The 23,991-nt window shown below is 49.0% G+C and carries 23 protein-coding genes; all 23 read right to left on the minus strand.

Translation table 11 applies throughout. The annotated features are described in order from the left end of the window. Window positions 1-85: 85 nt before the first annotated feature. Entirely contained in the window at window positions 86-1,303 is a 1,218-nt protein-coding gene (locus tag HMPREF0083_RS23440; RefSeq protein ID WP_021624396.1) for an ABC transporter permease, read from the minus strand. Beyond that, window positions 1,300-1,998, minus strand: coding sequence for an ABC transporter ATP-binding protein (locus HMPREF0083_RS23445; RefSeq protein ID WP_021624397.1), 699 nt, complete (start codon window positions 1,996-1,998; stop codon window positions 1,300-1,302). Before HMPREF0083_RS23445 ends, HMPREF0083_RS23440 begins: the two co-directional genes overlap by 4 nt. After that, window positions 1,991-2,161 (minus strand): YwzD family small protein, encoded by a 171-nt coding sequence (locus tag HMPREF0083_RS28515; RefSeq protein WP_021624398.1) that lies wholly within the window; start codon window positions 2,159-2,161, stop codon window positions 1,991-1,993. The genes HMPREF0083_RS23445 and HMPREF0083_RS28515 overlap by 8 nt, the downstream gene beginning before the upstream one ends. Before the next feature lie 17 nt (window positions 2,162-2,178). Further along, on the minus strand, window positions 2,179-4,116 hold the full coding sequence (locus tag HMPREF0083_RS23450) for a polysaccharide biosynthesis protein (protein WP_021624399.1): 1,938 nt from the start codon (window positions 4,114-4,116) through the stop codon (window positions 2,179-2,181). Window positions 4,117-4,135: 19 nt separating this feature from the next. Next, complete coding sequence (locus HMPREF0083_RS23455; RefSeq protein ID WP_040304694.1) at window positions 4,136-5,293, minus strand: DegT/DnrJ/EryC1/StrS family aminotransferase; 1,158 nt, start codon at window positions 5,291-5,293, stop codon at window positions 4,136-4,138. A 2-nt stretch (window positions 5,294-5,295) separates the two neighbouring features. Further along, window positions 5,296-5,916: a sugar transferase gene (locus HMPREF0083_RS23460; RefSeq protein WP_051354787.1), complete on the minus strand. Its 621-nt coding sequence runs from the start codon at window positions 5,914-5,916 to the stop codon at window positions 5,296-5,298. A 35-nt stretch (window positions 5,917-5,951) separates the two neighbouring features. After that, the gene (locus tag HMPREF0083_RS23465) at window positions 5,952-6,662 is read right to left on the minus strand and encodes an acyltransferase (protein WP_021624402.1); all 711 of its coding nucleotides are present in this window, start codon (window positions 6,660-6,662) and stop codon (window positions 5,952-5,954) included. Continuing rightward, window positions 6,659-7,963 carry a glycosyltransferase family 4 protein gene (locus tag HMPREF0083_RS23470; protein WP_021624403.1) on the minus strand — a complete coding sequence of 435 codons (1,305 nt, stop codon included), beginning with the start codon at window positions 7,961-7,963 and terminating at the stop codon, window positions 6,659-6,661. The genes HMPREF0083_RS23465 and HMPREF0083_RS23470 overlap by 4 nt, the downstream gene beginning before the upstream one ends. 44 nt (window positions 7,964-8,007) lie before the next feature. After that, window positions 8,008-9,159 (minus strand): glycosyltransferase family 4 protein, encoded by a 1,152-nt coding sequence (locus tag HMPREF0083_RS23475; protein ID WP_040304698.1) that lies wholly within the window; start codon window positions 9,157-9,159, stop codon window positions 8,008-8,010. Next, window positions 9,156-10,526: a hypothetical protein gene (locus HMPREF0083_RS23480; protein ID WP_021624405.1), complete on the minus strand. Its 1,371-nt coding sequence runs from the start codon at window positions 10,524-10,526 to the stop codon at window positions 9,156-9,158. The genes HMPREF0083_RS23475 and HMPREF0083_RS23480 overlap by 4 nt, the downstream gene beginning before the upstream one ends. Then, on the minus strand, window positions 10,507-11,853 hold the full coding sequence (locus tag HMPREF0083_RS23485) for a lipopolysaccharide biosynthesis protein (RefSeq protein WP_051354784.1): 1,347 nt from the start codon (window positions 11,851-11,853) through the stop codon (window positions 10,507-10,509). Before HMPREF0083_RS23485 ends, HMPREF0083_RS23480 begins: the two co-directional genes overlap by 20 nt. Window positions 11,854-11,866: 13 nt before the next feature. Further along, window positions 11,867-13,033, minus strand: a complete 1,167-nt coding sequence (locus HMPREF0083_RS23490) for a hypothetical protein (RefSeq protein ID WP_040304700.1) — start codon at window positions 13,031-13,033, stop codon at window positions 11,867-11,869. 173 nt (window positions 13,034-13,206) lie between these two features. Beyond that, entirely contained in the window at window positions 13,207-14,544 is a 1,338-nt protein-coding gene (locus tag HMPREF0083_RS23495; RefSeq protein ID WP_021624408.1) for a nucleotide sugar dehydrogenase, read from the minus strand. Continuing rightward, complete coding sequence (locus HMPREF0083_RS23500; RefSeq protein ID WP_021624409.1) at window positions 14,541-15,674, minus strand: DegT/DnrJ/EryC1/StrS family aminotransferase; 1,134 nt, start codon at window positions 15,672-15,674, stop codon at window positions 14,541-14,543. Before HMPREF0083_RS23500 ends, HMPREF0083_RS23495 begins: the two co-directional genes overlap by 4 nt. Before the next feature lie 18 nt (window positions 15,675-15,692). Then, entirely contained in the window at window positions 15,693-16,748 is a 1,056-nt protein-coding gene (locus HMPREF0083_RS23505; RefSeq protein WP_021624410.1) for a Gfo/Idh/MocA family protein, read from the minus strand. 234 nt (window positions 16,749-16,982) lie between these two features. Beyond that, a complete protein-coding gene (locus HMPREF0083_RS23510) occupies window positions 16,983-17,771 on the minus strand; it encodes a tyrosine-protein phosphatase (RefSeq protein ID WP_021624411.1) in 789 nt (262 codons plus the stop codon). 324 nt (window positions 17,772-18,095) lie between these two features. Next, window positions 18,096-18,785 carry a CpsD/CapB family tyrosine-protein kinase gene (locus HMPREF0083_RS23515; RefSeq protein ID WP_021624413.1) on the minus strand — a complete coding sequence of 230 codons (690 nt, stop codon included), beginning with the start codon at window positions 18,783-18,785 and terminating at the stop codon, window positions 18,096-18,098. Then, window positions 18,782-19,543: a YveK family protein gene (locus HMPREF0083_RS23520; protein ID WP_021624414.1), complete on the minus strand. Its 762-nt coding sequence runs from the start codon at window positions 19,541-19,543 to the stop codon at window positions 18,782-18,784. Before HMPREF0083_RS23520 ends, HMPREF0083_RS23515 begins: the two co-directional genes overlap by 4 nt. A 558-nt stretch (window positions 19,544-20,101) precedes the next feature. Continuing rightward, window positions 20,102-21,280: an aminotransferase gene (locus tag HMPREF0083_RS23525; RefSeq protein WP_040304702.1), complete on the minus strand. Its 1,179-nt coding sequence runs from the start codon at window positions 21,278-21,280 to the stop codon at window positions 20,102-20,104. After that, on the minus strand, window positions 21,277-21,780 hold the full coding sequence (locus HMPREF0083_RS23530) for an Lrp/AsnC family transcriptional regulator (RefSeq protein ID WP_021624419.1): 504 nt from the start codon (window positions 21,778-21,780) through the stop codon (window positions 21,277-21,279). Before HMPREF0083_RS23530 ends, HMPREF0083_RS23525 begins: the two co-directional genes overlap by 4 nt. A 161-nt stretch (window positions 21,781-21,941) precedes the next feature. After that, entirely contained in the window at window positions 21,942-22,208 is a 267-nt protein-coding gene (locus HMPREF0083_RS29555; RefSeq protein ID WP_021624421.1) for a DNA-directed RNA polymerase subunit beta, read from the minus strand. A gap of 4 nt (window positions 22,209-22,212) precedes the next feature. Then, window positions 22,213-23,061: a flagellar hook-basal body protein gene (locus tag HMPREF0083_RS23540; protein WP_040304704.1), complete on the minus strand. Its 849-nt coding sequence runs from the start codon at window positions 23,059-23,061 to the stop codon at window positions 22,213-22,215. Window positions 23,062-23,077: 16 nt separating this feature from the next. After that, window positions 23,078-23,971, minus strand: a complete 894-nt coding sequence (locus HMPREF0083_RS23545; RefSeq protein WP_021624423.1) for a flagellar hook-basal body protein — start codon at window positions 23,969-23,971, stop codon at window positions 23,078-23,080. Window positions 23,972-23,991 lie beyond the last annotated feature (20 nt).

Here is a 23,991-nt window from a genome sequence, read left to right on the forward strand (position 1 = left end):
CTCAGCCAGGCGGGACTGCAAAACATCTGGGTAGGCGCGAAGAGGGAGACGAAAGGCTCCGTGCACGTTTTTCACCTGCCATTGCCTATTCATACCGCAACGCTTCAATCGGAGGAATCCGCACCGCACGAAGAGCCGGGATCGTACCGAACAGAAGTCCTGCACCGATGGAAAATACGATCGTGTACGCGACCATCTCTAGCGGAATGTGATTTGATAGAATCGGGAAGTAATGATGAATCCAATCTATCGCCCCATACGTTGCTGCAAGCCCAAGCACGGCACCTACGACGCTAAGAAAGACGGATTCGAACAAAAACTGGCTTAAAATATGCCACGATCTGGCTCCAACCGCTTTGCGAATGCCGATCTCCCGGGTTCGTTCTTTCACTGTCAACAGCATGACATTCATAATACCAATACCGCCGACAAGAAACGCGATACCGGTAATGGCAAGCGTAATTGTTCCGGCTAGGTTAAGTACCGTCTGGATGACATGGACTGCATCTTCCGCTTTTACGAGATTAAAATCTTTCTTTCCATGATTCTTGCCTATCACATGGTTAATCTGCTTTTCTACCTGTGCTACATTCTCTGCGTTCCTGGCGGTAAAAAATAGCAGCGAAGCGTTCTCCGTCTTCCCTATCTTCGCTACCACATGATACGGAGCGTACACGCGGTCATCAATATTGAAGCCGAACATCTGCTTCTTGCTCAACACTCCGATAACCTCAAATTGTTCGCCGTTAACTTTTACCTGCTTACCAATGGCTGATGCATTACCAAATACATTGTTCTTAATGTTAGAACCAAGCACAATAACATGCTTGTGCTGCTCTACTTCCTGCTGGGTAAAGAAGCGTCCCTCGGCAACCTGCGTGTCGAGTAAGGGCGGCAAATCCGGTGTTGTACCGGTAAAAATCATGTCATATCCCTTCTTCTCATGTACAAGCGCTCCCATGACTTCATTCTGTGGCGCTGCTTTATCCACACCTGCAATCTGCCTTTTTACATCTACTGCATCTTTGTACGTCAATGTACTTGCAGCTGGTGCAAATGAAGCGAAGTCGGATAGACCGCTATCAATGGCTTTTTTGTTCATGAGCTTGCCGGGTATGACCGTAATCTGCTGGGCGCCAAGTCCAGAGAATTGCCTGAGCAGTGTCTGGTTGAAATTGTACAAGACAGACATCAGCGATATAACAAGAAACGCAGCAACAGCAACGCCAAGCAAAGCAAGGAATGAACGGCCCCGATACATCCAGATGCCGCGCAGCGCCATCCTCAAGTTCCGTATTATCATCCAAGACCCGCTCCCTTGACGGCTGCTTCACCATATGGGACAAGGGTACGATTACGAACATACAGAATTCGATCCGCAATTTCCGCAAGTTCCGTATCATGCGTAACGAGCACAATCGTATGCCCCTGTCCATTCAACCGCTTGAGAATGGAAACGATCTCTCGCTTGGAATCAATATCAAGATTCCCTGTTGGCTCATCAGCCAGCAGCAGAGAGGGAGAGGCCACAATCGCACGGGCAATGGCTACTTTTTGCTTCTGTCCTCCAGATAGGTTTGTCGGCAGCTCTTTCTTACGTGCAAGCATTCCGACCTGTTCGAGCGCTTCATCCACCTGTCTGCGGCGTTCTCTGCCGGATAGCGGAGCGTACTGCAATGGCAGCGCCACATTCTCTCCTACCGTTAGCCGGGGAATGAGCATAAACTGCTGAAAAACAAAGCCGATATAGCGGTTGCGGATAGCAGCCAGCTTTCCATCGCCATACCGTGTCACATCTTCTCCGGACAGCAAGTATGTTCCCGTATCCGGTTTGTCCAGCAGACCGAGAATCGTAAGCAGTGTAGATTTACCTGAACCGGACGGTCCCAGAATGGAGACGAATTCTCCTTGCTGTATACGCAGGTTCACATTCTCAAGCACAGCAATTTTCTCCCTGCCATCCCGGTAATGGCGTGAAATTCCCATCAACTCAATCATATCCCGGCTCGCCCTCTATGAATGGTTTGAGCTGGAATACAATATGCGAGACAATGTCTCTCGTATCGACTGCTTGTAGTTGTTCACCCTTCTCGTAAATATCAAGCAAGATATCGGTCAGGGCCTTCTGATCCAGCCCCTTGTCTGCGGTTCTTGTAATCAACAGCTATCAACTCCCCGTCACTTTTCGGCGCCGAGCGCCACCTCCAGCTTCCGCCGATGTACGACAGCTTCCGCCGCTTTCTGTCTATTCTTCGCTTCTTCCAGGTCAGATGCCGCCAGTTGATATGTCGGTACGAGGTCTTTCAGCATGGCCTTTAGGTGTTCCGGTTCTACCGGCATATAGTTGTTGAAAGCGGCTCGCTCCAGCTTTTCAAGCTTCGCCATGAATTCCTTAACCGAGAAAACGGCGGGCTTACCGATAAAAATACGGTCGTGCGTCGTTCCTGCCGTACCTTCTTCTGCTGTCAGCAATTCCTCATATAGCTTCTCACCAGGACGCATGCCAGTGTATTCCACTCTAATATCCCGATCCGGCTCCAGCCCGGACAGGCGAATGAGATCATGTGCCAGCTTGGCGATTTTCACCGGTTCTCCCATATCCAGCACAAACGTCTCACCACCTTCAGCAATAGCGCCCGCCTGAATGACCAGCTGTACAGCCTCCGGAATCGTCATGAAATAACGAACCATCTCCGGGTGGGTGACCGTTACCGGACCGCCCTCCCTGATTTGCTGTTTAAAAATCGGGATGACGCTGCCCCGGCTGCCAAGCACGTTGCCAAACCGAACAGCAACAAACTTGGTGGTACTGCGGCGATTTAAGCTTTGCACAATCATTTCGGCAATTCGTTTGGTCGTTCCCATCACGCTTGTCGGGTTGACCGCCTTATCAGTTGAAATCATAACGAAGCGCTCCACCCCAAAGAGGTTAGCGCACTGCGCTACATTCTTTGTGCCGATTACATTGTTTTTAATTGCTTCAGCCGGATTGCGTTCCATTAGTGGCACATGCTTATGCGCCGCCGCATGGAAGACAACAGACGGACGGTACAAATCGAATACTTCAACCATTCGCTGCCGATCCTGAACATCGGCGATAACCGTCTCATACGCCAAGCCTGGATATTTACGCTTTAATTCATTTTCAATCGCATAAATACTGTTCTCCCCATGTCCGAGCAATAACAGCTTCTCTGGTTGGAATCCGGCGATTTGGCGTGACAGCTCCGAGCCGATCGAGCCGCCTGCACCAGTAATAAGCACCGTTTTATTTGTCACATATTCTGCGATGCCTTTCAGATCGACTGCCACCGGATCACGGCCCAGCAGATCCTCGACATTTACATCGCGGATTGTACTGATGGATACGTTGCCGTGTATTACATCACTAACGCGCGGTAAAATCTTAATGCTGGCGGACGTTTTCTTGCAGATGTTGATAACATTGGCCGTATCCGACTTCGCAGCGGATGGCAGCGCCAGTACGATCGTATCAATGCCAAGTCGCTTAACGACGGCTGGAATATCCCGTCTCATCCCGACGACTGGCAGCCCTCCGACTTCCATATACAGCTTGGCCGGGTCATCATCGATAAATGCCACCGGGTACAACGTCGTATCAGGAAAATGCTTTAGCTCTTTCGCTACCAGCGTACCCGCGTCGCCTGCACCTACGATGAGCGCTTTCTTGTGATGTGGCTGGATTTTCACCTGGCTGCCGCGTACGATGCGCCAGAGAAGGCGCGAACCAGCAATACCTATCGTCGTAGTCATCCATGATAGCAGAAAGACGGTCAGCGGAATCCCAATATCCATGCCGGACATACGCACCGCAGCATACAATAGCAAATTCATGCCAAGCGCGACCGTCGTTGTCCGGATAATCAGCACCAGTTCCCCTACGCTCGCATACTTCCATACCCGACGATACAGGTTGGAAAAATAAAACACGGCGTAGGTGACCAGCCAAATCCCCCCCATCGCATACGGCATGCTATCCCAGAACGGCTCAGGAATTCGGGCTTCGAACCGTAATAAATAGCTGATAAATACCGAACCCAATACGATAAACGAATCCACCGCAAGCAACAGCATAATTCTTTTGGAATACTTCATGCGGTTTCACCTACTTCCGTCATTTTTCGCATACGACTTGTATAGCACGCTTCACACCTGCAATTACCCGCTCCTGTTCTTCCACCGTTAGACTCGAACCGGAAGGCAGACATAATCCATTCACGAATAGCTCGTCCGATACGCTGCGATTTTCCGTATGCGGATAATAGCTACAACCCGTAAACAGCGGCTGCAAATGCAGCGGCTTCCACACCGGGCGCGCTTCAATATTCTCTTCGGCAAGCGCATCGACAATCTGTACAGCACTAATGCCTGTCACCCGCTCGTCCACCGTCAGCGCCGTTAGCCAGCGGGTTGTATACCCTTCTTCTGCTTCCGGCATAAATGCGAAACCAGGGACATCAGCCAACGCACTCACATAACGATCAAATACCGCTCGACGAGCCTGAATCCGATTATCAAGCACGCGCAGCTGTCCCCTGCCGACTCCGGCCAGAATGTTGCTCATACGGTAGTTGTAGCCAAGCTCACTGTGCTGATAGTGGCGAGCCTGATCACGGGACTGTGTAGACCAAAAGCGCGCTTTCTCCAATGCTTCGATATCATCAGAGACGAGCATGCCTCCGCCGGACGTGGAGATGATTTTGTTGCCGTTAAAGGAGTAAATACCGAATCTTCCAAACGTACCGCTGCTTTTTCCTTTATAGGCCGCGCCAAGCGATTCGGCTGCATCTTCGATAACCGGCACACCATATCGGTCACAAATGGCCAGCAGCGGTTCCATATTTGCGCTTTGCCCATACAAATTAACAATGATGACTGCTTTTGGAAGCGTACCTGCCGCCTCGGCATCCTGCATCGCTCTCTCCAGCGCGGCCGGCGACATATTCCATGTGTTCGGCTCTGAATCAATAAATACTGGAGTCGCACCCTGGTACAATACGGGATTAGCGCTAGCTACAAAGGTCAGGCTGGAGCAAAATACTATATCGTCTGCACCAACATCCAGCAAACGCAACGCAAGATGAATGGCTGCCGTACCGGAACTAAGTGCAAGCGCTCCCTGTACGCCAACATACTCGGCCAACTCTCGTTCAAAACCTTCTACATTCGGGCCGAGCGGCGCAATCCAGTTCGTCTCGAACGCCTCGGCAATGTATTTCTGCTCTTCTCCGCCCATATGTGGCGGAGATAAGTAAATCCGCTGATTTGTCATCCTTACGCCTTCTTTCGTTCGTTTTCATGCGTCTGTGCCTGTCCCATAAACTTCGTCATAGTCGCATGGCCCTCTTTGCTAACACCTTCTGAGCGAACGACCTTAAAAAAGGTCAGCCACAAAATCTTCAAATCAAGCCAAAACGATCGATTCTCGACATACCACACATCGAGCTCGAATTTCTCCTCCCAGCTAATCGCATTACGTCCGTTTACTTGTGCCCATCCGGTAATGCCTGGTTTAACCTCATGACGGCGGGCCTGCCGCGGCGTGTATCGGGGCAAGTATTCCATCAGCAGCGGACGCGGTCCAACAAGACTGATATCGCCCTTCACTACGTTAAATAACTGCGGCAGCTCATCAAGACTAAGCTTACGCAACAACCGACCGAACCGGGTCAAACGCACATCATCCGGAAGCAGCTCCCCCTGCCCGTCCCGCTCATCCGTCATCGTGCGGAACTTATAAATATGGAATGGTTTGCCGTGAAGCCCGGGACGCTCCTGTTTAAACAGAACCGGCGTGCCAAGCTTGCGACGAACCAGCAGAGCGCATACGCCGATAATTGGGAACGTAATGAATAGCAGGGAAAGTGAGCAAACAAGATCGAATGACCGTTTCACCATGCTTCTCCCTCCGTTTCGCTGCTCTGTATACATTACTCTTGGTTGCGCAGCAGCTGAGCCTGCGGTACATCCCGCAGTTTCTTGGCCGGAATGCCAATAACCAGTTCTTCTCTCTTCACATCGCGGGTGACGATACTGCCCGCCGCAACCGTTCCGTCTTCTTCGATCGTAATGCCCGGCAATGTAATCGCATTTGCCCCGATGCGGCCTCCGTCCTTCACCGTCACACCCTTCATCTTGCCAAAGCGCTCTTTGCTACGGGCCATATAGTTATCGTTGCTGGTCACGACGCAAGGTGCAACGAATACATGGTTGCCCAGATTAGAATATGCTGTAATATAGCAATTCGTCTCCAGCTTGCACTTGCGTCCAATCGTGCAGTCATTCTCGATGGCGACGCCGCGACCAACAATCGTTTTCTCTCCCACTGTTACACGCTCCCTAATGGTAGCAAGGTCAGCGACGAAGACATCGTTTTCCAATACCGCACCGGCATAAATAATAGATGACGTTCCAATCGTGCAGCCATCGCCGATAACAACGGGGGGATTTTTCTTCACTTCTTTTAAAACCGAGTTTTTTGCTTTGGTTGGCTGCTTACCAATAATGACATTGTCCTGAATGATGACGTTATCTCCGATAACACTGCCTTCGTAAATGATCACATTATGACCAATGGTGATATTCTCACCCAATACGACCGAATCTTCGATAATGGTGTTCTTTCCAAACGTAATATTCATGCGTTGTATTCCTTCCTCTCATTTTTCGATAGGGTTCGTACCGCCTGTACCGACACAGCATTTACATCATGTATCGGTATATCTTTCTCGATCACATTCATCAAGCGGTAAGCGAGTTGCTTCCATGCATGATTGTTCTCTACATACGCGCGGCCCTTCTTGCCCATCTGCCGCAGCGCAGTACGGTTCAATGCCAGGAATTGCAGCGATTCAGCCATCTGCTGCGAATTGTTAACCTTCATCCCGGCACCGGACATCTCTATCGGTGTTTCCTCAAGCTGACACAGCAGAACAATCGGGAGAGATGCAGCCATATAGTCGTACATCTTATTTAAGCTAAATCCCCACTTATAAATCTCCGCATCCTGCATGGAAATCACGCCCACATCGGAACGAAGCAGGATAGCCGGAATGTCTTCTTTTTTGACCGGAGGAACGAATGTAATGTTGGTGAGCTTCTCCTGTCTTGACCGTTCCACAAGCCGCTGCTTCTCCGGCCCGTCCCCTACCATAACGAAATGAATGCTATTGTCCCTATCCTTAAGAATGCCAGCCGCATCCAGTATCGGATCGAGATGATTGGCAATACCATGCGCCCCTGTATATGTGACAACAAGTTTCCCTTCCAGAGAAGCGAATACCTGCTCCAGATCATTGGCTAGGAGAGTATCCTGGTTGTACCGAGCCAGGTCTGCTCCATTCGGCAGGTAGACCACCTTTTCGATATCAAAGCCTTGCCCGGCAACATACTGATCGGCTTTGTCAAATAAGACGATAATCCGCCGCGCATTCCTGTATAAGAAATGTTCCAGCTTGCGAAGTAGCCAGACAACCGGATTGCCGCGGGACACTTTGCCTAAATCGATAAGTGTTTGCGGCCATAGGTCGCGCTCCTCGAAATAGAAGGTGCACTTATATTTGCGTGCCAGCATACAGCCAACCAGCGCAGCCAGCGGATGCATAAGCGTTCCGATAATAAGGTCCGGTTTTTCGTTCCTTTTCTTGCCCAGCATATATGATTGCACGGTATAGCTCAGCATATTGGCAACTCGTCGCCAGTCATTACGCTTATACTCCGGGGTTTTTATCCAGACGAAGCGGACGCCATTATATGTCTCCTCCTTCCACTTCATACCCGGCTCCGGAATGTAGCGCTCCTTGCGTTCCTGATGAGAGAAAGAAGAGGCGAAAATAGTTACGTTGTAATTGCGTTTTACAAGCTCTCGCGCCAGATCATAGTGACGTGTTCCTCCGCTTGCACCAGGCGCGATTGCATAATGGTTGAAAATCCAAATGTTCATTTCTTTTTTCTCTCCCCCTTTCTCTGCGGAGTAAGATGGTTCTTTTACTGTGAGGATACCTGCTTTTGAAGCGGCAACGTTCGCTGCGCTCCGGGGCCAAAGCTTTCATACATCGCCACAAGCTTTTTGGCTTCCATCTCCCAGCTGTATTTCTCCTCGATAGCGCGTCGACCATTGTCGCCCATTCGCTGAGCTTCTTCAGGATGGCTGACAAGATATTGAATCGCTTCAGCGATCTGCTTGTCATCAAGCGGATCGACGCAAATGCCGCATTCATTCCCTTCGACAATCTCGCGCCAGAGCGGAAAATCAGAAGCGATGACAGGAATACCTGCGGCCATATATTCGAACATCTTTACAGGGAGCGCATCTTTATAATTGATAATCGGATGGAGCGTAACCAGTCCGGCCATGCTGCGTCCCAATATTTGCTGTACTTCCCCGCGACTCACATGCCCGAATTCCTCTACACGCTCCCAGCCCGGAATTCTCGTCGTCTCTTCACGTAGCGATTCTGGAATGAACTTACCTGCCAACAGCAACTTCGCATCCGTTCTTTCCATTGCTTTTACCATCTCTTGAATGCCGCGTTTCACGCTAATACCGCCTATATATGTAGCGGCCTGCTCCTTGCGTGACCAATCCCGCTCTGGCATCACGAATTCAGCTAGAAGCGGGTAATTGTTAACATACAGGGAGTAGCAGCCAATCCGGGCGAACCGCTTGCTGATGAATGGTGTAGCCGCTGCGATCGCATCAAATCGTTTTGCTGCGAAGTTCTCGAACACTTCAAACGTACGGGAAATAACCTTGCGCAGCGGTGCAGGTATCCAATACTTTGAGAGAATTTGCCGCGGCACATCCTCATGCACATCATAAACAACTTTTTTGCCTTTTATCTTGAGCAGCAAGCCTACCGGAAGCAATTCCGGATCATGAAAATGATACGCATCCGCATCGATTTCTATCGCTTTGCGGTAAACGTCGCTTACTGTTTTGGTCATACGGTTCAGCCTGCCCCGGCCACGTGTAATCGAATGAAAGCGGACACCGTTATGCATACCTTCAGGCGCATCCGGCGCGATAAGATGCGTCTCATATCCGGCACCTGCAAGCGAGCTGCATTCTTTTGTAAAAATCCTTGTATCCATCGGTGGATGAACGGATGTGAGGTGGCAAATTACAAAATTTCTCATAAGTCACGCTCCGTATATTGTGATAATGAAGCAACAGGTGATGGCGGCATACGCTTCTTCCAGATGTCTTCAGGAGCGAGCACCGCCTCACCCTCCTTCTTCTTTATGCCTGGTAGGATATAGGCCAGGATAAGAGCAAGAAGAATGCCGTGGGTAAGAAGAGTAGTCAAAAGCGCCGAATTGGATAGCGCAAATGCCGGTATGCCAAGCATCAGGCATTTCACCTGATATTCGCAATGCCGGGTAATACTATCGAACAGCCACAGCACCGCCCCTAATAGCATCGTGAATACGAACAACCCTAAGTGTCCGAAATTAGCATAGCTATCAGCCCACAGATTAGCGTTCGCTGCAAGTGATGCGCTGCCCATGTACTGATAACCGATAACGTATACCGGCTTCATCGTATACGGATAATCCAGAAAGCTTTTGAATATGCTGTGAGCCAGGTGCACCTGCGGATTGTTCGTGAAAAACTCGTAGTAATAGCCAGTCAGAAGACCCGGCGTCAAAATGAGCCGACGTACGAACAGCGATACGAGCATGATATTCCCAAGAAAAGCATCCACGAGTACACAAAATGCGGTGAATATGATAGCACCGTATAGCATGCTAATCCCGAACCCGCTCTTCTTGCGTTTCAATAGAAGCAATAGAACAATATTGAGCAGAAGCGAGAAAAAAATGCTTTTCTGTCCGGTTATCGAGAAAATAAACATCTGACCGAACAAACCAGCCGCTACCAATCCTGGCTTCCTCGTTACCAGGCCGTATGCCATGATGAGGGGGTTGATAACGCCTGATTGCCAGGCAATGGCATAGGATACGGCACCGCCGCCGCTCTCTTTGTATTTCTCTCGCACATCATATACGTCTGATAGAGCACCTACATCAAACCGAATTCCGTATGTGGCAACAATAAGCCCGTAGAAAACGGCACTAATAAGTGCAATGCCAAGCCAGAACAATACCGGTGGCAATTCAAGGCGGCGAATCGGCAGATACGGCAGGCGGGTGGTTGCACCCAGAGTAGCGAACGCAGCTAATAATGACAGCGAAAACGCTGCGATTTGGCCGTCTTCCATCCTCAGCGTATAATAAGGAATAATGGACGCTGGAATGTAAACTAACACATATAGAATCCAGTACACCACCTGTGAAGGACGTTTCACCACCAGCGGCATCCATAGCGCAGGCAAAGCCGCTGCTGCAAAAGCCAGCACCACCATGGATGAGGAAGGCGAATGATAGACATAGCCCATGTACGCGAAAGCCGGGGAGACCGAATGAATATAAACCCAGCTCAACAGTCCGCCATAAATAAGAGCGCCGAGAAACAGGAGCATTCTACCCTTGATGTTGTTCATGCTGTATTCCTTTTTTGGAATGTTGGATGACAGCCTGTGCCGACAGGAAGAATAGCACCGCATAGCAGATGAACATGCCTGCGCCATAGATGACCATTGCTTCTCTGGCCGGAAGCTTCAGTACTGCCGACAGCACCAGGCCCCCAATGATGACGACAAATCGGAAAATATCCCAGACCAGCTGCACCCCCTGGCGCTCCAGCATGTTCAACGTCTGCGATAGCGGTACGACGACGAACTGCGCGATAAAACCAAGCGCCATAATCTGGATGTAGGTGCCCGCTTCTCCCCATTCATCACCAAAAATCAATTCGAATGCCCATGGAGCGATCGATGCCAGCAGACCAATCGGAATGCCGCCGAGCAAAAACAGCTTGCTTGCTGCCTTGAAATATAGCTTTTTCAGCGCGACCGGATTCTCCCGTGCCAGTCGGGCCGATTCGCCAAAGAATACCTGGGCGACCGATTGGCCCACCATTGTCATCGGTGCACCAACAACTCGCTGTACAAGCGCATAAAATCCGCCGATCTGCGTTCCGAAGAACATCACGAGCAGAAGTGGCGGCAATTGCAAGCCCGCACTGTTAAACAGCGATGAGAAACTGGTCAGAAGCGGAAAACGCTTATAGCGTATGGCCATTTGTTTCATACGAGTGCCGGATACGGCTTTAAGCGCTGCACGGTCTGTCCGGAATACGCTACGCGCCAGCGTTCCGCTGCCACCAATTCGACCGATAGCATCCCCCAGCAGAAGACCTAGCGGACGCCAGACCATAAGGCCACAGATAATTTGTGTAATCACCTGTGCCATACTCTGCCGTACCTTCGTAGCGGCGACGCGTCCGAATTCCCGTTTGCGCACCGACCAATAGTTAAGAATTTGATAAAGCCCGACACCGCATAAGCTACAAGGCAAAAGCCAGAGGTACGGGCGCAGCGCAGGGGCATTAACCTGCTGTATGAGTACATCTCCGAACACCCATACAAGAATGCCGGTCAGCATGGTCATTCCTGCCAGCGTAAGCAGTGATAGAACCATTATGTTCGCCGCATCTTCTTCTGTATCCGGTAGGAGAATGGCCAATTCATAACGTAATGATGCTATCACTGCCAAAACGGAGAGCAATGAAGCATATACAGCCAGCGTTCCAAAGTCTTCGGGCCGGTACATCCGGGTTAACAGCGGGGAGGCTGCCACCACCAGCAGCTGGGCGAATGCGGTTCCACCTGTTAATACCAATACATTGCGGATAAACGAACCCCCGGAAAAGAACTTTTTTACCCGCGTCATAATTCCAACATTTCCAAGCAAAGGACTATTGTTCACTCCTTTCTTCCCGTTAGTTTTTCAGTTTCACTTCCATTCCGCTCGATAAATCCATCAGCAGTGAGCGAAGCTTTACTTGCTGTTGTGTTGACGCTTGCTTGCGTGGCGTATCCGGCTCATTGTAGATGCCCGCCACATTAGCAACACCGGGAAACTGCTGCGACATTTTACTGTATACATGGCGAATCCTCTCTGAATCAAGGAACGTCCACCAGCCAAGCAACAGCGTATCGGAAAGCTCGTATGGTCCGTAGCCATTATCTGCACCAAGACTTTTGTAGCCCCAGCGGTATACGCCATTTCGCCCGTCAATGAAATTCTTCGTTCGATAAGCCGGAAAATCACGCGATGGCTGAACCAATACTTGCTCGTAAAATTGTTTTTCCATTCCCTTGCGCAGCGCCTCATAAAACCTGCGATTCGCCGAGTCTTTCTGCTGTGCCTGCGACATGCTCAGCAGCCAGAGCGGAAAGCGATGGCTGTGCGATGTATCCCAGGCAATATCTTTAACAGGGGCTGGTTTCATGCTCGCTTTCTTCTCCCGTCGGCCCGCATACAAATAATCCGGATGGTCCGACCAGATGCCGGGCTGGAATACCCAGCGCCCGTCCCCTCTAAATTTCACGCCTTGACGAAAGGCCTTATCCGCTGTAGCCAGTACGTCGGTAATTACCGGCGATTCAATCGTCCCGTTAAACGTTTCCCGTTCATATGTCCGCAAATCAGCAGCAATCGCGAATAGGAACAATTCTTCATCCATAATCGCCGTATAGTAATGCTTGTCCGTCTTCGGTTCAGAGAGCTTCCATACGACGCGCTCTTTCATTCCGCCTTCAAACGGCTTGCGTCCCCATTGCCAGGCTGGCGCTTGCTTCCATAACCTTTCCACTTCACGATACAGAACGGACGGCATGTACACCGGAATTAATTCTCGCTTACCCGACTGCGCAGCCAGAACAAGAAAACGGCTGGAAAGATATAAATACTGCAGTCTCCCCAGCCTATCTTCCATCTTCTCGTTCCCGCTTTCCGCTTCAAGCCGGGCGAACTCCCGGGCGAAATGTCCCGAGAATTCCTGCTCCCATCTTTTCTCATGCATCGTGAACGCCGCATGCAGCGGAACCATCAGCATTTGCCCTGCATCGTACATCTCCTGACTTGTGCCGAGCGTTCGGCTCAAGTATGGCGTAACTGTTTCTTTCCACAGCTCCTTCTCCTGTCGATTAGCTCCCGGCGAGTACCACCAGGAGTACAATGTGCTGAAAAGGAAGAAAATAGCAAGGCAAACAAGGATGCTTTTGACCCACCCGGCCTGCTTTATCCATATGCCCTTGATGGTACTCCCTCAATTTCCTATAGAATTTCATAGAGCTTCGGCTTCGCTTCAGTTTTGAGTGCATTCCGTGTATCAAGAACGGCAGGCGCAAACCGGCTGATCAGGCTGTAATCGAACGCAGTATGATCGGTCGTCACCATGACGAGATCCGACTTTTGCAAGCTTTCCTGCGTTAGCTCCATCGTACGGTACTCCTTGCCGCGCCGCTTAAATGACGGAATGTGCGGATCACTGTATACGATGTTCGCTCCCTTTTCTTCCAGGATGTCAATAATATTGAGCACAGGTGATTCCCGGATATCGTTAATATCTTTCTTATACGCTACGCCGAGCAAGTATACAGTAGAGCCTTTCAATGGCTTACCTTCCTTGTTCAACAGGTTGGCCGCACGCTCGGCAACAAACTCCGGCATGCTATTGTTAATCTCACCTGCAAGCTCAATCAAACGTGTGTGATAGTTATACTCACGTGCCTTCCATGTCAGATAGAACGGGTCGATCGGAATGCAATGTCCGCCGAGCCCCGGGCCTGGATAGAACGCCATAAATCCATATGGTTTTGTTTTGGCCGCATCGATCATCTCCCAGACATCGATGCCCATCTTATTGCAGAGAATCGCCATTTCATTCGCTAGCGCGATATTGATGTGACGGAATGTGTTCTCATAAATCTTCTCCAGCTCCGCTACAGCCGGGCTGGATACTTCGTGTACATCCCCCTCAAGCACAGCACGGTACATAGACGCCGCTACTTTCGTGCAATTCGGTGTTACTCCGCCGACAACTTTTGGTGTGTTCTTCGTATTGTAGTGCTTATTGCCAGGGTCAACGCGTTCCGGCGAGTACGCCAGGAAGAAATCCTTCCCGCATGCAAGGCCGGATTCTTCAAGGATCGGCTTCAGCAATTCTTCTGTGGTGCCCGGATACGTTGTGCTCTCAAGCACAACGAGCATACCTGGATGCAAATACTTGGCAACTTCACGTGCGGAGGACTCGACATAGCTCGTATCCGGCTGCTGATATGTATCCAGCGGCGTCGGTACGCAGATAGCGATCGCGTCCACTTCGTTGATGAACGAATAGTCGGATGTAGCACGCAGCTTTTGTTGCTGTACAATCTCGCGCAAATCATCATCAACGACGTCTCCGATATAATTAATGCCTTCATTGACCATGTCCACTTTACTCGACTGAACATCGAAGCCAATTACGTTGTATCCGGCTTTCGCCTTTTCTACCGCAAGCGGCAAACCGACATAGCCAAGGCCGACTACCCCAATTACTGCGGTTTTTTGCTCGATTTTCTGGATAAGCTCTTCAGCTAGTGAAGAAGCAGCTGCTACTGATGGAGTCATACTCTCTCTCCCTTCGCTTCGAAAAATTCGCGTACAACCGAGATAACATATTCCTGATCGTCCATCGATAGTTCCGGATAGAGCGGCAATGCCATCGTTCCAAGCGAAGCCTTCTCTGATTCGGCAAGGCTTCCAGCTTCATATCCGAGATTGCTGTATACTTCCTGCTTATGCAGTGGAACAGGATAATACACGCCGGAGGCAATGCCATGCTCTTTGAGGTAATCCATCAATTCATCACGATATTTGGTTTGGATGATATATAGATGGAATACGGCTTCACGGTTTTCTTTTACCCGGGGCAGTGTAATGGACAAATCCTTCAACGCTTCGGTATAAATAGCGGCTTTGTCGCGGCGCTGCTGGTTCCACTGGTCAATGTACTTCAGCTTTACCTGCAGCATAGCCGCTTGCAGTGCATCCAGACGGCTGTTGTAACCAATAACGGAGTGGTAGTATTTTGGATTGCTGCCATGGACACGCAGAATTTGAATTTTGCGGGCCAACTCTTCGTCATTCGTTACTACGATACCGCCATCACCGTATCCACCCAGATTCTTCGTCGGGAAGAAGGAGAAGCATCCAGCCGTACCAAGCGAACCGATGCGCTGACCTTTATATTTCGAACCGATAGCCTGACATGCATCCTCGACAACAGAAACATTATGCTTGTTTGCAATCTCCAGTATTTCATCCATATCTACCGGCTGTCCGAAAATATGAACCGGCATAATCGCTTTCGTCCTTGGTGTAATAGCAGCCTCTAGTTTGGCCGGATCCATGTTGTATGTACTCGGATCGATATCCACAAATACTGGTGTGGCACCCAACTGGGAGATGACTTCCGCAGAAGCAAAGAACGTAAACGGTGTCGTGATAACCTCATCTCCTGCTCCAACACCAAGTGCATCAAGCGTAAGCAGGAGAGCATCCGTACCATTGGCAACGCCGATTGCATACTTTGTACCGCAATATTCAGCCATCGCCTGCTCGAAGTTTTTCACGAACGGACCCATGATATAATTGCCGCTCTCCAGAACGTTATCCACCGCTTGTTTAATTTCAGGTTTAATATCTTCATACTGGGCAGTTAAATCCAGTAGGGATACCTTGCGCATTGTTTGTTCCATATTGTCTCTGTTCTCCTCTCACTGTTGACTACTAACTAATTCCTTGCTGTTGCCCCATTTGACTGGCGCATGTTTTTCTGCCGCTTCGTATACGGTCAGAACAAGCTGCAATGCATTGCGGCCATCCTGTCCTGTAACCAGCGGTTCTCTATCTTCCCGAATCGCATCCACCATATCCGCGATGATATGCTGATGGCCGGGTGTTCCAAACGGATCCTGCTCCACCTGTTCGATGATCCTTGCGGTCTCTTCTTCTGGTACGCCTTCAAAGATAAGGTGCTTTATCCGATTGGCCGTACGTCCGGAAATAACGGCCGTTCCTGTTTCGCCGAAGATACTAAGCGACTCTTCATAGTTTTTCGGGTAAATCGTCGCCGCCGCCTCGATGATACCAAGCGTACCGTCTTTGAACTTCAGGACGGCAACGGATACATCCTCCGCTTCAATGTCACGCAAGCGCGTTGCGTTATATGCTTGTACTTCTTCAACGGGACCTGTTAGCCAGTACATTAAATCCAAATTATGAATCGCCTGGTTCATGAGCACACCGCCATCGAGCGCTTTTGTACCGCGCCACGGCGCTTGATCATAATACGCCTGATTGCGATTCCAACGTACTGTTGCGTTTACATGACTCAACTTTCCGAATAGCCCCTGATCTTTTAACTTTTTCAATTTCATAACGGCCGGGCGAAACCGGTTTGGATGTACAACAGCCAACTTGACGCCGTTATCCTCGCATGCCTGAATAATACGGTCCGCATCTTCCAGAGTAAGCGCAATAGGCTTCTCTACAACGATATGCTTTTTGGCTTGTGCAGCCTGAACCGCAAGCGGCGCATGCAATCCGCTCGGAGTGCAGATGGAAATTGCATCAAGTCCGCTTTCTTTCTCAAGCATCTCCTCGAGTGATAAATAACCTCGTACATGATGTGTGGCTGTGTATTCCTTCAGTCGTTCCGGATTGGTATCACATACTGCTGCCAGCATGGCATTCGGAATATTCCGAATCGCTTCGATATGCTTGTTTGCGATATGTCCGCATCCGACAATAGCAAACGAAATAGTAGACATAGAGCCACTTCCTTCGTTGTAATCTTTATAGTTTGCTTATATACTTAAAATAGATTTTGCATAGTAAGATATAATGGGTGATTTTTGGGCATTTAACCCGACCTCACACCATACCCTTGACGATGAACGTCTAAGGCATTGCCTTGTTTTGCGCTTCATGCCCACAGCATGGCCGAGTGCCTGCAGTGATAGAGGTGCAGCAGGCAGTTACCTGACTATTCATGCACAGATGCATTAGAACAGTCCCAAGAATTTTTTACGCTTCTTTTTTCCTGTGAAAGGAAGCGGGGATGGTGCCGCAATATCCTGTCCGAAAATCAGCCGGCATGCATTCTCCTGAAAAAAGCGTGTATACTGCTGTCCAAGCTTATGATCGATCCACTCGTATGCCGCTTTCAAGGCGAATCTACGCCGTGTTATATTATGTGCGTCAGAAGCGATGAAATGGATTAAGTTATGCTCGATAAGCTTCCGTGAAATTTCTCGATATCTGTCACTGAATTCCCCGGCAACACTTGCTGCCGTTACTTGAGCAAGTACACCTCTCTCGACCATGCGATACAAAGTCGATGGCCGCTCCCGTATTGCATGATTTCGTTCCGGATGAGCAATAACCGGGATATAGCCTTCCATCTGCAAATCGAACAGAAGACGCTCTGTATACACTGGAACGTGATCATACGGGAGTTCCAGCAGCACGTATAGTCCGGTATGGTTTAGTGTTAGCAGCGTCTGCTCCGCCGTTTGGAAGTCCCGCACAGCTTCACCATAAAGGTGCAGTTCCATTCCCGGAAGAATGGCAAGCGGTACTTCATGTTCTGCAAGCAGGCAATTAGCTTCGTCCACCCGCTGCATGATAGAAGATGCAGGATTCTCATATTTACCGTCCATATGATGCGGAGTGGCGATGACATGCGTGATACCGTTCTGTACCGCATCACGCGCCAACGCTAGTGTCTCTTCCGGACTTTGGGCTCCATCATCAAGCCCCCATAAAATATGACTGTGAATGTCTACATTCATTCCCGCTCCCCTTTCTTATATAAATTACAACACCTGTTGATGTCCAAAGAGGAAAAGGCCACCACAACGGGACAGCCTTTCGTCTCCCTTCCCGAGCGTATGCCCCAGCCAGGCGAAAGAGGACGGCAATTGTCTCCCTCTTCGCGTTTACCCAGATGTTTTGCAGTCCCGCCTGGCTGAGGCAAAAAGCGGCCCTCTATGCTTCCGTGTGGGAGACGAACCGACGCCCTCTACGCTTCTGTGCGGGAGACGAACCGACGCCCGTTTGGGGCACGGTGTGATAACGACCCACTCTGGATTTTTGACAGGGAAGTGTGGTTGCTATTACTTTTGATAGTAATAGTAGTCATCGTTTCGCTTCATCTTCTTATTATTCAATACGACGCCGAGTAGACGCGTGTTCGTACTTTCCAGTTGTCGTTTCGCTCTCTTAGCCATATCGCGGTTCGTTTTACCTGAATTAACCACTAGAATACAGCCGTCCACAAGCCTTGCCAGAATGGTGGAATCTGCTACCGCAAGCGTCGGCGGTGTATCAAGAATGATCGCTTCAAAGTGCTTATACAGCTCCTCCATCGCCGCTCTCATTTTCTTCGAGCCGAGAAGCTCCGCAGGATTAGGCGGAATAGGACCCGCAGTCATAACAAACAGGTTCTTAATTCCGGTCTCTTGCACTGTGCTCTCCAGGGGAATCTGCCCTGCCAGATAATTGGTCAATCCGTGACGATTCGGAAGATGGAACGTCTGATGTCCGGTTGGTTTACGCAGATCTGCATCAATGTACAGCGTATGTTTGCCTGCCTGTGCCATAACAACCGCCAAATTCGCTGAGGTCGTAGACTTGCCCTCTTCCGGGCCGGTGCTGGTTACTAGAATAGACTTAACCTCTTCATCTATGCCTGCAAACTGAATATTCGTACGAAGGGTTCGATACGCTTCTGAAACCGGGGATTTCGGGTCCCAATGCGTAATCAGCTTTTCGTATCGTTTGCTTGCTGTTCCAACTGTACTCATGAGTTTTCACCTGCCGCCGCTACATGGGTTTGTTTTTCTTCAAGACTATGAACACTCGTTTTTTCATCCGATTCAATCACGGCAATCGAGCCGATAACCGGCACGTTCAAATGATGTTCGATATCCTCTTCCGTCTTTAGCGTATTGTCCAAATACTCAAGCAAGAACGTGCATGCAACCGAGAAAATCAGACCAATTACAAAGGCAACCGCCAGATTCACGGCTGGCTTCGGCTGTACCGGCGCTTTGATGGCCTCCGCTTTCGCTTGCGTAAGGATCTGTACGTTGTCTACGTTCATAATCGTGACGATCTCTTGTTGAAAGGTTTGTGCGACAGTATTCGCCAGTTTAGCTGCCCTTTGCTTGTCCGGGTCTTTCGCTTCGATGGAGATGACTTGCGAATCTTTGACCGCCGAAACATTAATTTGTCCAGTAAGAGCGGAAGTGCGGTTCGGTTCTCCCATTTTCTGCGCCACTTTATCCATTACACGTGGACTTTTCATTACGACGCTATATGTTTCAATCAATTGAAGATTGGATTCAATATCATTGCGGGAGATCGTTCCCGGCTTATTCCCTTCCTGTGATTTGTTCACCAACAGTTCCGATTTCGCCTGATAGACCGGTGTCATAATCAGATACGTAATCCCTGCGCTTGTTGCGACAAAAAACAGCGTAACGAGAACAATCATCCAGAATCGCTTTCGAAGAGTAGTGACAACTTCTCGTACATTCATTGTTTCCTCTTGTTGTGGCATCCTCCAATTCCTCTCTTAAGTTTTCTGTTGATGTCCTTCACGTACACCACTATATACCAAGGTACAAAAATGAAAAATGATACAAAGATTGTATTTTGCTTTGCTTTATTTGGTCATTTCATACCAACTGATAATTCTAAATATTCTATCTACGGTTCGTATTTTTGCTTTTTTAATAACATTTCGTTGTTTTTATGTGATCATTTTGTTAAAAAAATATGAAACCACTTCTCATTCATATTGACAAAAAAAGCCTATTTTTCCCTGTATGGCAATACTTCAAACCTTTTTTCAATCAAAAAACAAAAAAGCCGGCATTATAATTCCGACTTTCTTCCTTGACAATAAAAATTTTATGAGTTTTCGCCCAGATAATTAGGGGGAGAAATAGCGAAAAAAAGTAGAGTTTTTTCATGATTTTCCGGTTTTTTTATCATTTCTTGTCTTTTTAAAGCAAAAAAAGAGAGGCATTGTTTGCCTCTCTTCTTTAAAATACGGGGAACGAAGTAGGAGTTGAAAAATTCTTAAATAAGCACCGAGGCGCCCTTTCAAACTGCCTTATTTTTGCGCCCGCAAAAACGAATCCATACGGTCAATAGCGATCTCCAGATTTTCCAATGAAGTAGCATAGGAACAGCGGATGTGCTGCGCTCCTCCGTCACCGAATACATGTCCAGGAACAACCGCTACCTTCTGTTCAAGAATCAGCTTCTCAGCGAATTCTTCCGCCGGCATACCTGTTGAAGCAATGGAAGGAAATGCATAAAACGCGCCTTCCGGTTTATGGCAGGACAAACCGATTTGCTCAAATGATTTCACTACATAATTACGACGCTGACGGTAGCTTTCGATCATTCGCTCTTTTGCTTCCATACCGTGACGGAGCGATTCCAGAGCCGCTATCTGCCCCATAATCGGAGCACAGAGCATCGTATACTGATGAATCTTCACCATAGCTTGAATGATATCTTCCGGTCCGGTTGCATAGCCAATACGCCAGCCCGTCATAGCAAACGCCTTCGAAAAACCTGACAGCAGAATCGTACGTTCTTTCATACCCGGAAGTGAAGCAAGGCTCGTATGATTCGTGTCATACGTCAACTCCGCATAAATCTCATCAGAAATAACAACTAAATCGTGTCGGGCAAAAACTGCTGCGAGTGCGGCCAGTTCTTCCCTGGTCATAATAGAGCCTGTCGGATTATTCGGAAAGCAGAAAATAATCGCTTTCGTCCGATCCGTAATCTTCGCCTCAACCTGTTCCGGTGTCAGCTTGAACTGCTGCTCGAGCGTAGTCTGTACCGCAACCGGAACACCTCCCGCCAGGCGGACAACCGGGTCATATGATACGTAGCACGGCTCTACCACGAGTACCTCATCACCAGGATCGAGAATTGCGCGCAGCGCCAGGTCAATTCCTTCACTGGCCCCTACTGTCACGACTACTTCCTTATCCGGCTCATAGGAGATTTGGAACGAAGAATCGAGATATTTACAGATTTCCTCTCGCAATTCGTACAGGCCACTATTGGATGTATATGCTGTATAACCGCGTTCAAGCGATGAGATTGCGGCTTCACGCGTATTCCACGGTGTGACAAAATCCGGTTCCCCTACCCCAAGAGAAATGACACCCTCCATGGATGATGCCAATTCAAAAAAGCGGCGAATGCCGGACGGTGGAATGGATTGAATCGTACGAGACAGGCGGCTGTTGGCAACTTTGGATATACTCATGGCGTAACAACCATCCTTTTATCGTCTTCTGGCTGTTCTAAAATAACACCGTCATGTTTATATTTCTTAAGGATAAAATGCGTGGTCGTCGAAATGACGGAATCAAGCGCAGACAATTTTTCAGATACGAATTGAGCAACCTGACGCATCGTTTTTCCTTCGATAACGACAGATAAGTCGTATGCACCTGACATGAGATAAACGGACTGCACTTCAGGAAAGCGATAGATGCGCTCGGCCACATCATCAAAACCTACTTCACGCTTCGGTGTCACCTTTACATCAATCATTGCTGTGACGAGGTCATTAGCGTGCACTTTCTCCCAGTTAACAATCGCGGGATATTTAATAATTGTTTTTTCGCTTTCCAGTTTAGCGATTGTTTCTTTGACGTCTTCTACCGTAGTATCCAGCATTGTTGCAATTGTCTCTGCGGAGCGTCGGCTGTTCTCCTCCAGGATATGCAGCAGCTCCCACTGTTTATCTCTCTCCACTCTCATCGATCCTTTCTGTTTTCATCTGTAGCCACAAAAAAGTAATGCCTTTCTATTATACATCCAAACATAAAACAAATAAGAGGCAAGAGACATGGGATTAGATGTAAAATCGAATCGCCTGCCATCTTGCCTCGATGTTTTATTGCATAAGAAAACATACTCTTTTACCCAAAAACGAGATCATACATATGTTTCCACGTATTTAAATCAAAAACATCGACGGCTGAGCCGTTCCCTATAATACTGTAGCCGGTAATAAGTCCTGCCAGCAGGGCGATGACAAGAAGAAAAGGCACAAGCATGATTTTTAAAAGCAGCGGCATACCTGCTCTCCGCTTTGCTTTCTTTCTGGCCGCCTTCTTCCTGGGTGCTTCTTGCGCGGCTGCAGCAGATGATGCAGCCCTATAAGATGTTTTTTGCTGTTCTGACATTCTATCAACCTCTAAAAATTCGATTGGTAATGTCCATCATCTGATCGTTGTAAGATAGTGCCCGCGCGTTGAACTGAAGCGCACGTTGTGCTTCAATAAGACTCGCCATCTCTTTGCGCAGATCGACATTGGACATCTCTAGTGCACCCTGGTGCACGGCTACTCCCTCCGGCATCGCCGTGCCATCCGCATTGCTTAGCTGCGCATGCTGATTTAGCGGTAGTCCAGGCGAAAGCTGGTAATAATTTTCCCCTGCATGATTTAGGATATTCGGATTCTGGATACTATATACGCCGATGCGTGGCCCTGTTTGTTCCACATCACCAAGTCGATACGTAACTTGTCCGTCCAATCTGACTTTGAAGTCGGTCGCTCCGGCCGGAATGGAAATCGGTTTAGGGTTGGCGCTATTGTCCATCACCGGGTCTCCCGATTCTGTGACAAGCGCCTGTCTGCCATTTACAGGCATCAGCTTGAAGTTCCCATTTCTCGTAAATAACACGACCTGCTCTCCGCTATCAGTTGTACGCTGTACGCGGAAAAATGATTCTTCACCTTTAAGGTACAGATCGGTCGGCTCATCGGTCGTCTTAATTGACCCTTGCTCGAAATTCGTCTGAACTACTGCTTCCTTTGCACCAAAGCCCGGACGTGTGCCAAATGGTGTAATCCGGTTCGGCTCCTGTGCGGCATATGGCTGATTGTTCAAATTCCGGATTAAAAGGGAGGCAAAGGCTGTATCCTGGCTCTTATACCCTACTGTATCGGAGTTGGCCATATTATTCGCAATCGTATCTACACGCTGCTGCATAGCTCGCATACCAGCCGAAGCATTAATCATTGAATGATTCATACCTTACACCTACCCGTTAAATTTTACCCACTTCGTTCAACTTCTGAAGTGTCATATCATATGCCTGCAGCACCCGTTGGTTCGACTCATAGCTTCGTAGTACGGTCATCAGGTCGATCATCGTCCGGCCCGCATCTACATTGGAGCGTTCCACATATCCTTGCTTAACCACAATGGAAGAATCGATCATCGGATTGTATAGAGTCGGTGCACCGTTACCGGAATATCGAAAAGCGGTGTCGGCTTCTTTTACCAGATTGGCAGCCGGATTATTCACACGATATATTCCCAGCTGTACAGGTGCTGCATTCGGATTGCCCGGTGCAATCAATTGACCTCCGGGTGTCAGTTGTAGATTGCTTTTATTTAACGGCGCGTCACCGAGAAGCGCACGCAAATTAATCGGTCGATTATTTATATCCAATACAGGATAGCCTTCAATGGTCGTCAGCTGTCCCTGGGCATTCATTGACCAGTTCCCGCTGCGTGTGTAATATGTCTGAAGTTCTCCATTCTCCCCAGGCTTATGAATTGCGAAAAACATCCGCGGCTGCACTTGTTTTCCGTCCACTTCTACAGTCGGCAGTCCTTCATCGACCAACGCAACGTCAAGGACCTTGCCAGTCTCGGTTATATCGCCCTGTATGAAGTTCGGAACCAATTCCTGATTGTACACCCCATGGGAGATGCGTCCAACCACTTGCTTTGGCCCCGGAAGTGCCGGCAGCCCGGCCACTCCACTGTTCGTATCGCGGATACGTTCGAGGAGAAGCTCGGGAAATGTGCGAAATGTCGAATTATCAGATTTGTAGCCCGGCGTATTTACGTTCGCCAGGTTATTCGTCAATGCGTCCTGCCGCGCCTGATTGGCAATCATACCGGAAGCGGCGGCGTCTAATCCTCGCAGCATCTTTTTTCACCTTACTTTCT

It is taken from the genome of Aneurinibacillus aneurinilyticus ATCC 12856, assembly GCF_000466385.1.
GTDB classification, from domain to species: domain Bacteria; phylum Bacillota; class Bacilli; order Aneurinibacillales; family Aneurinibacillaceae; genus Aneurinibacillus; species Aneurinibacillus aneurinilyticus.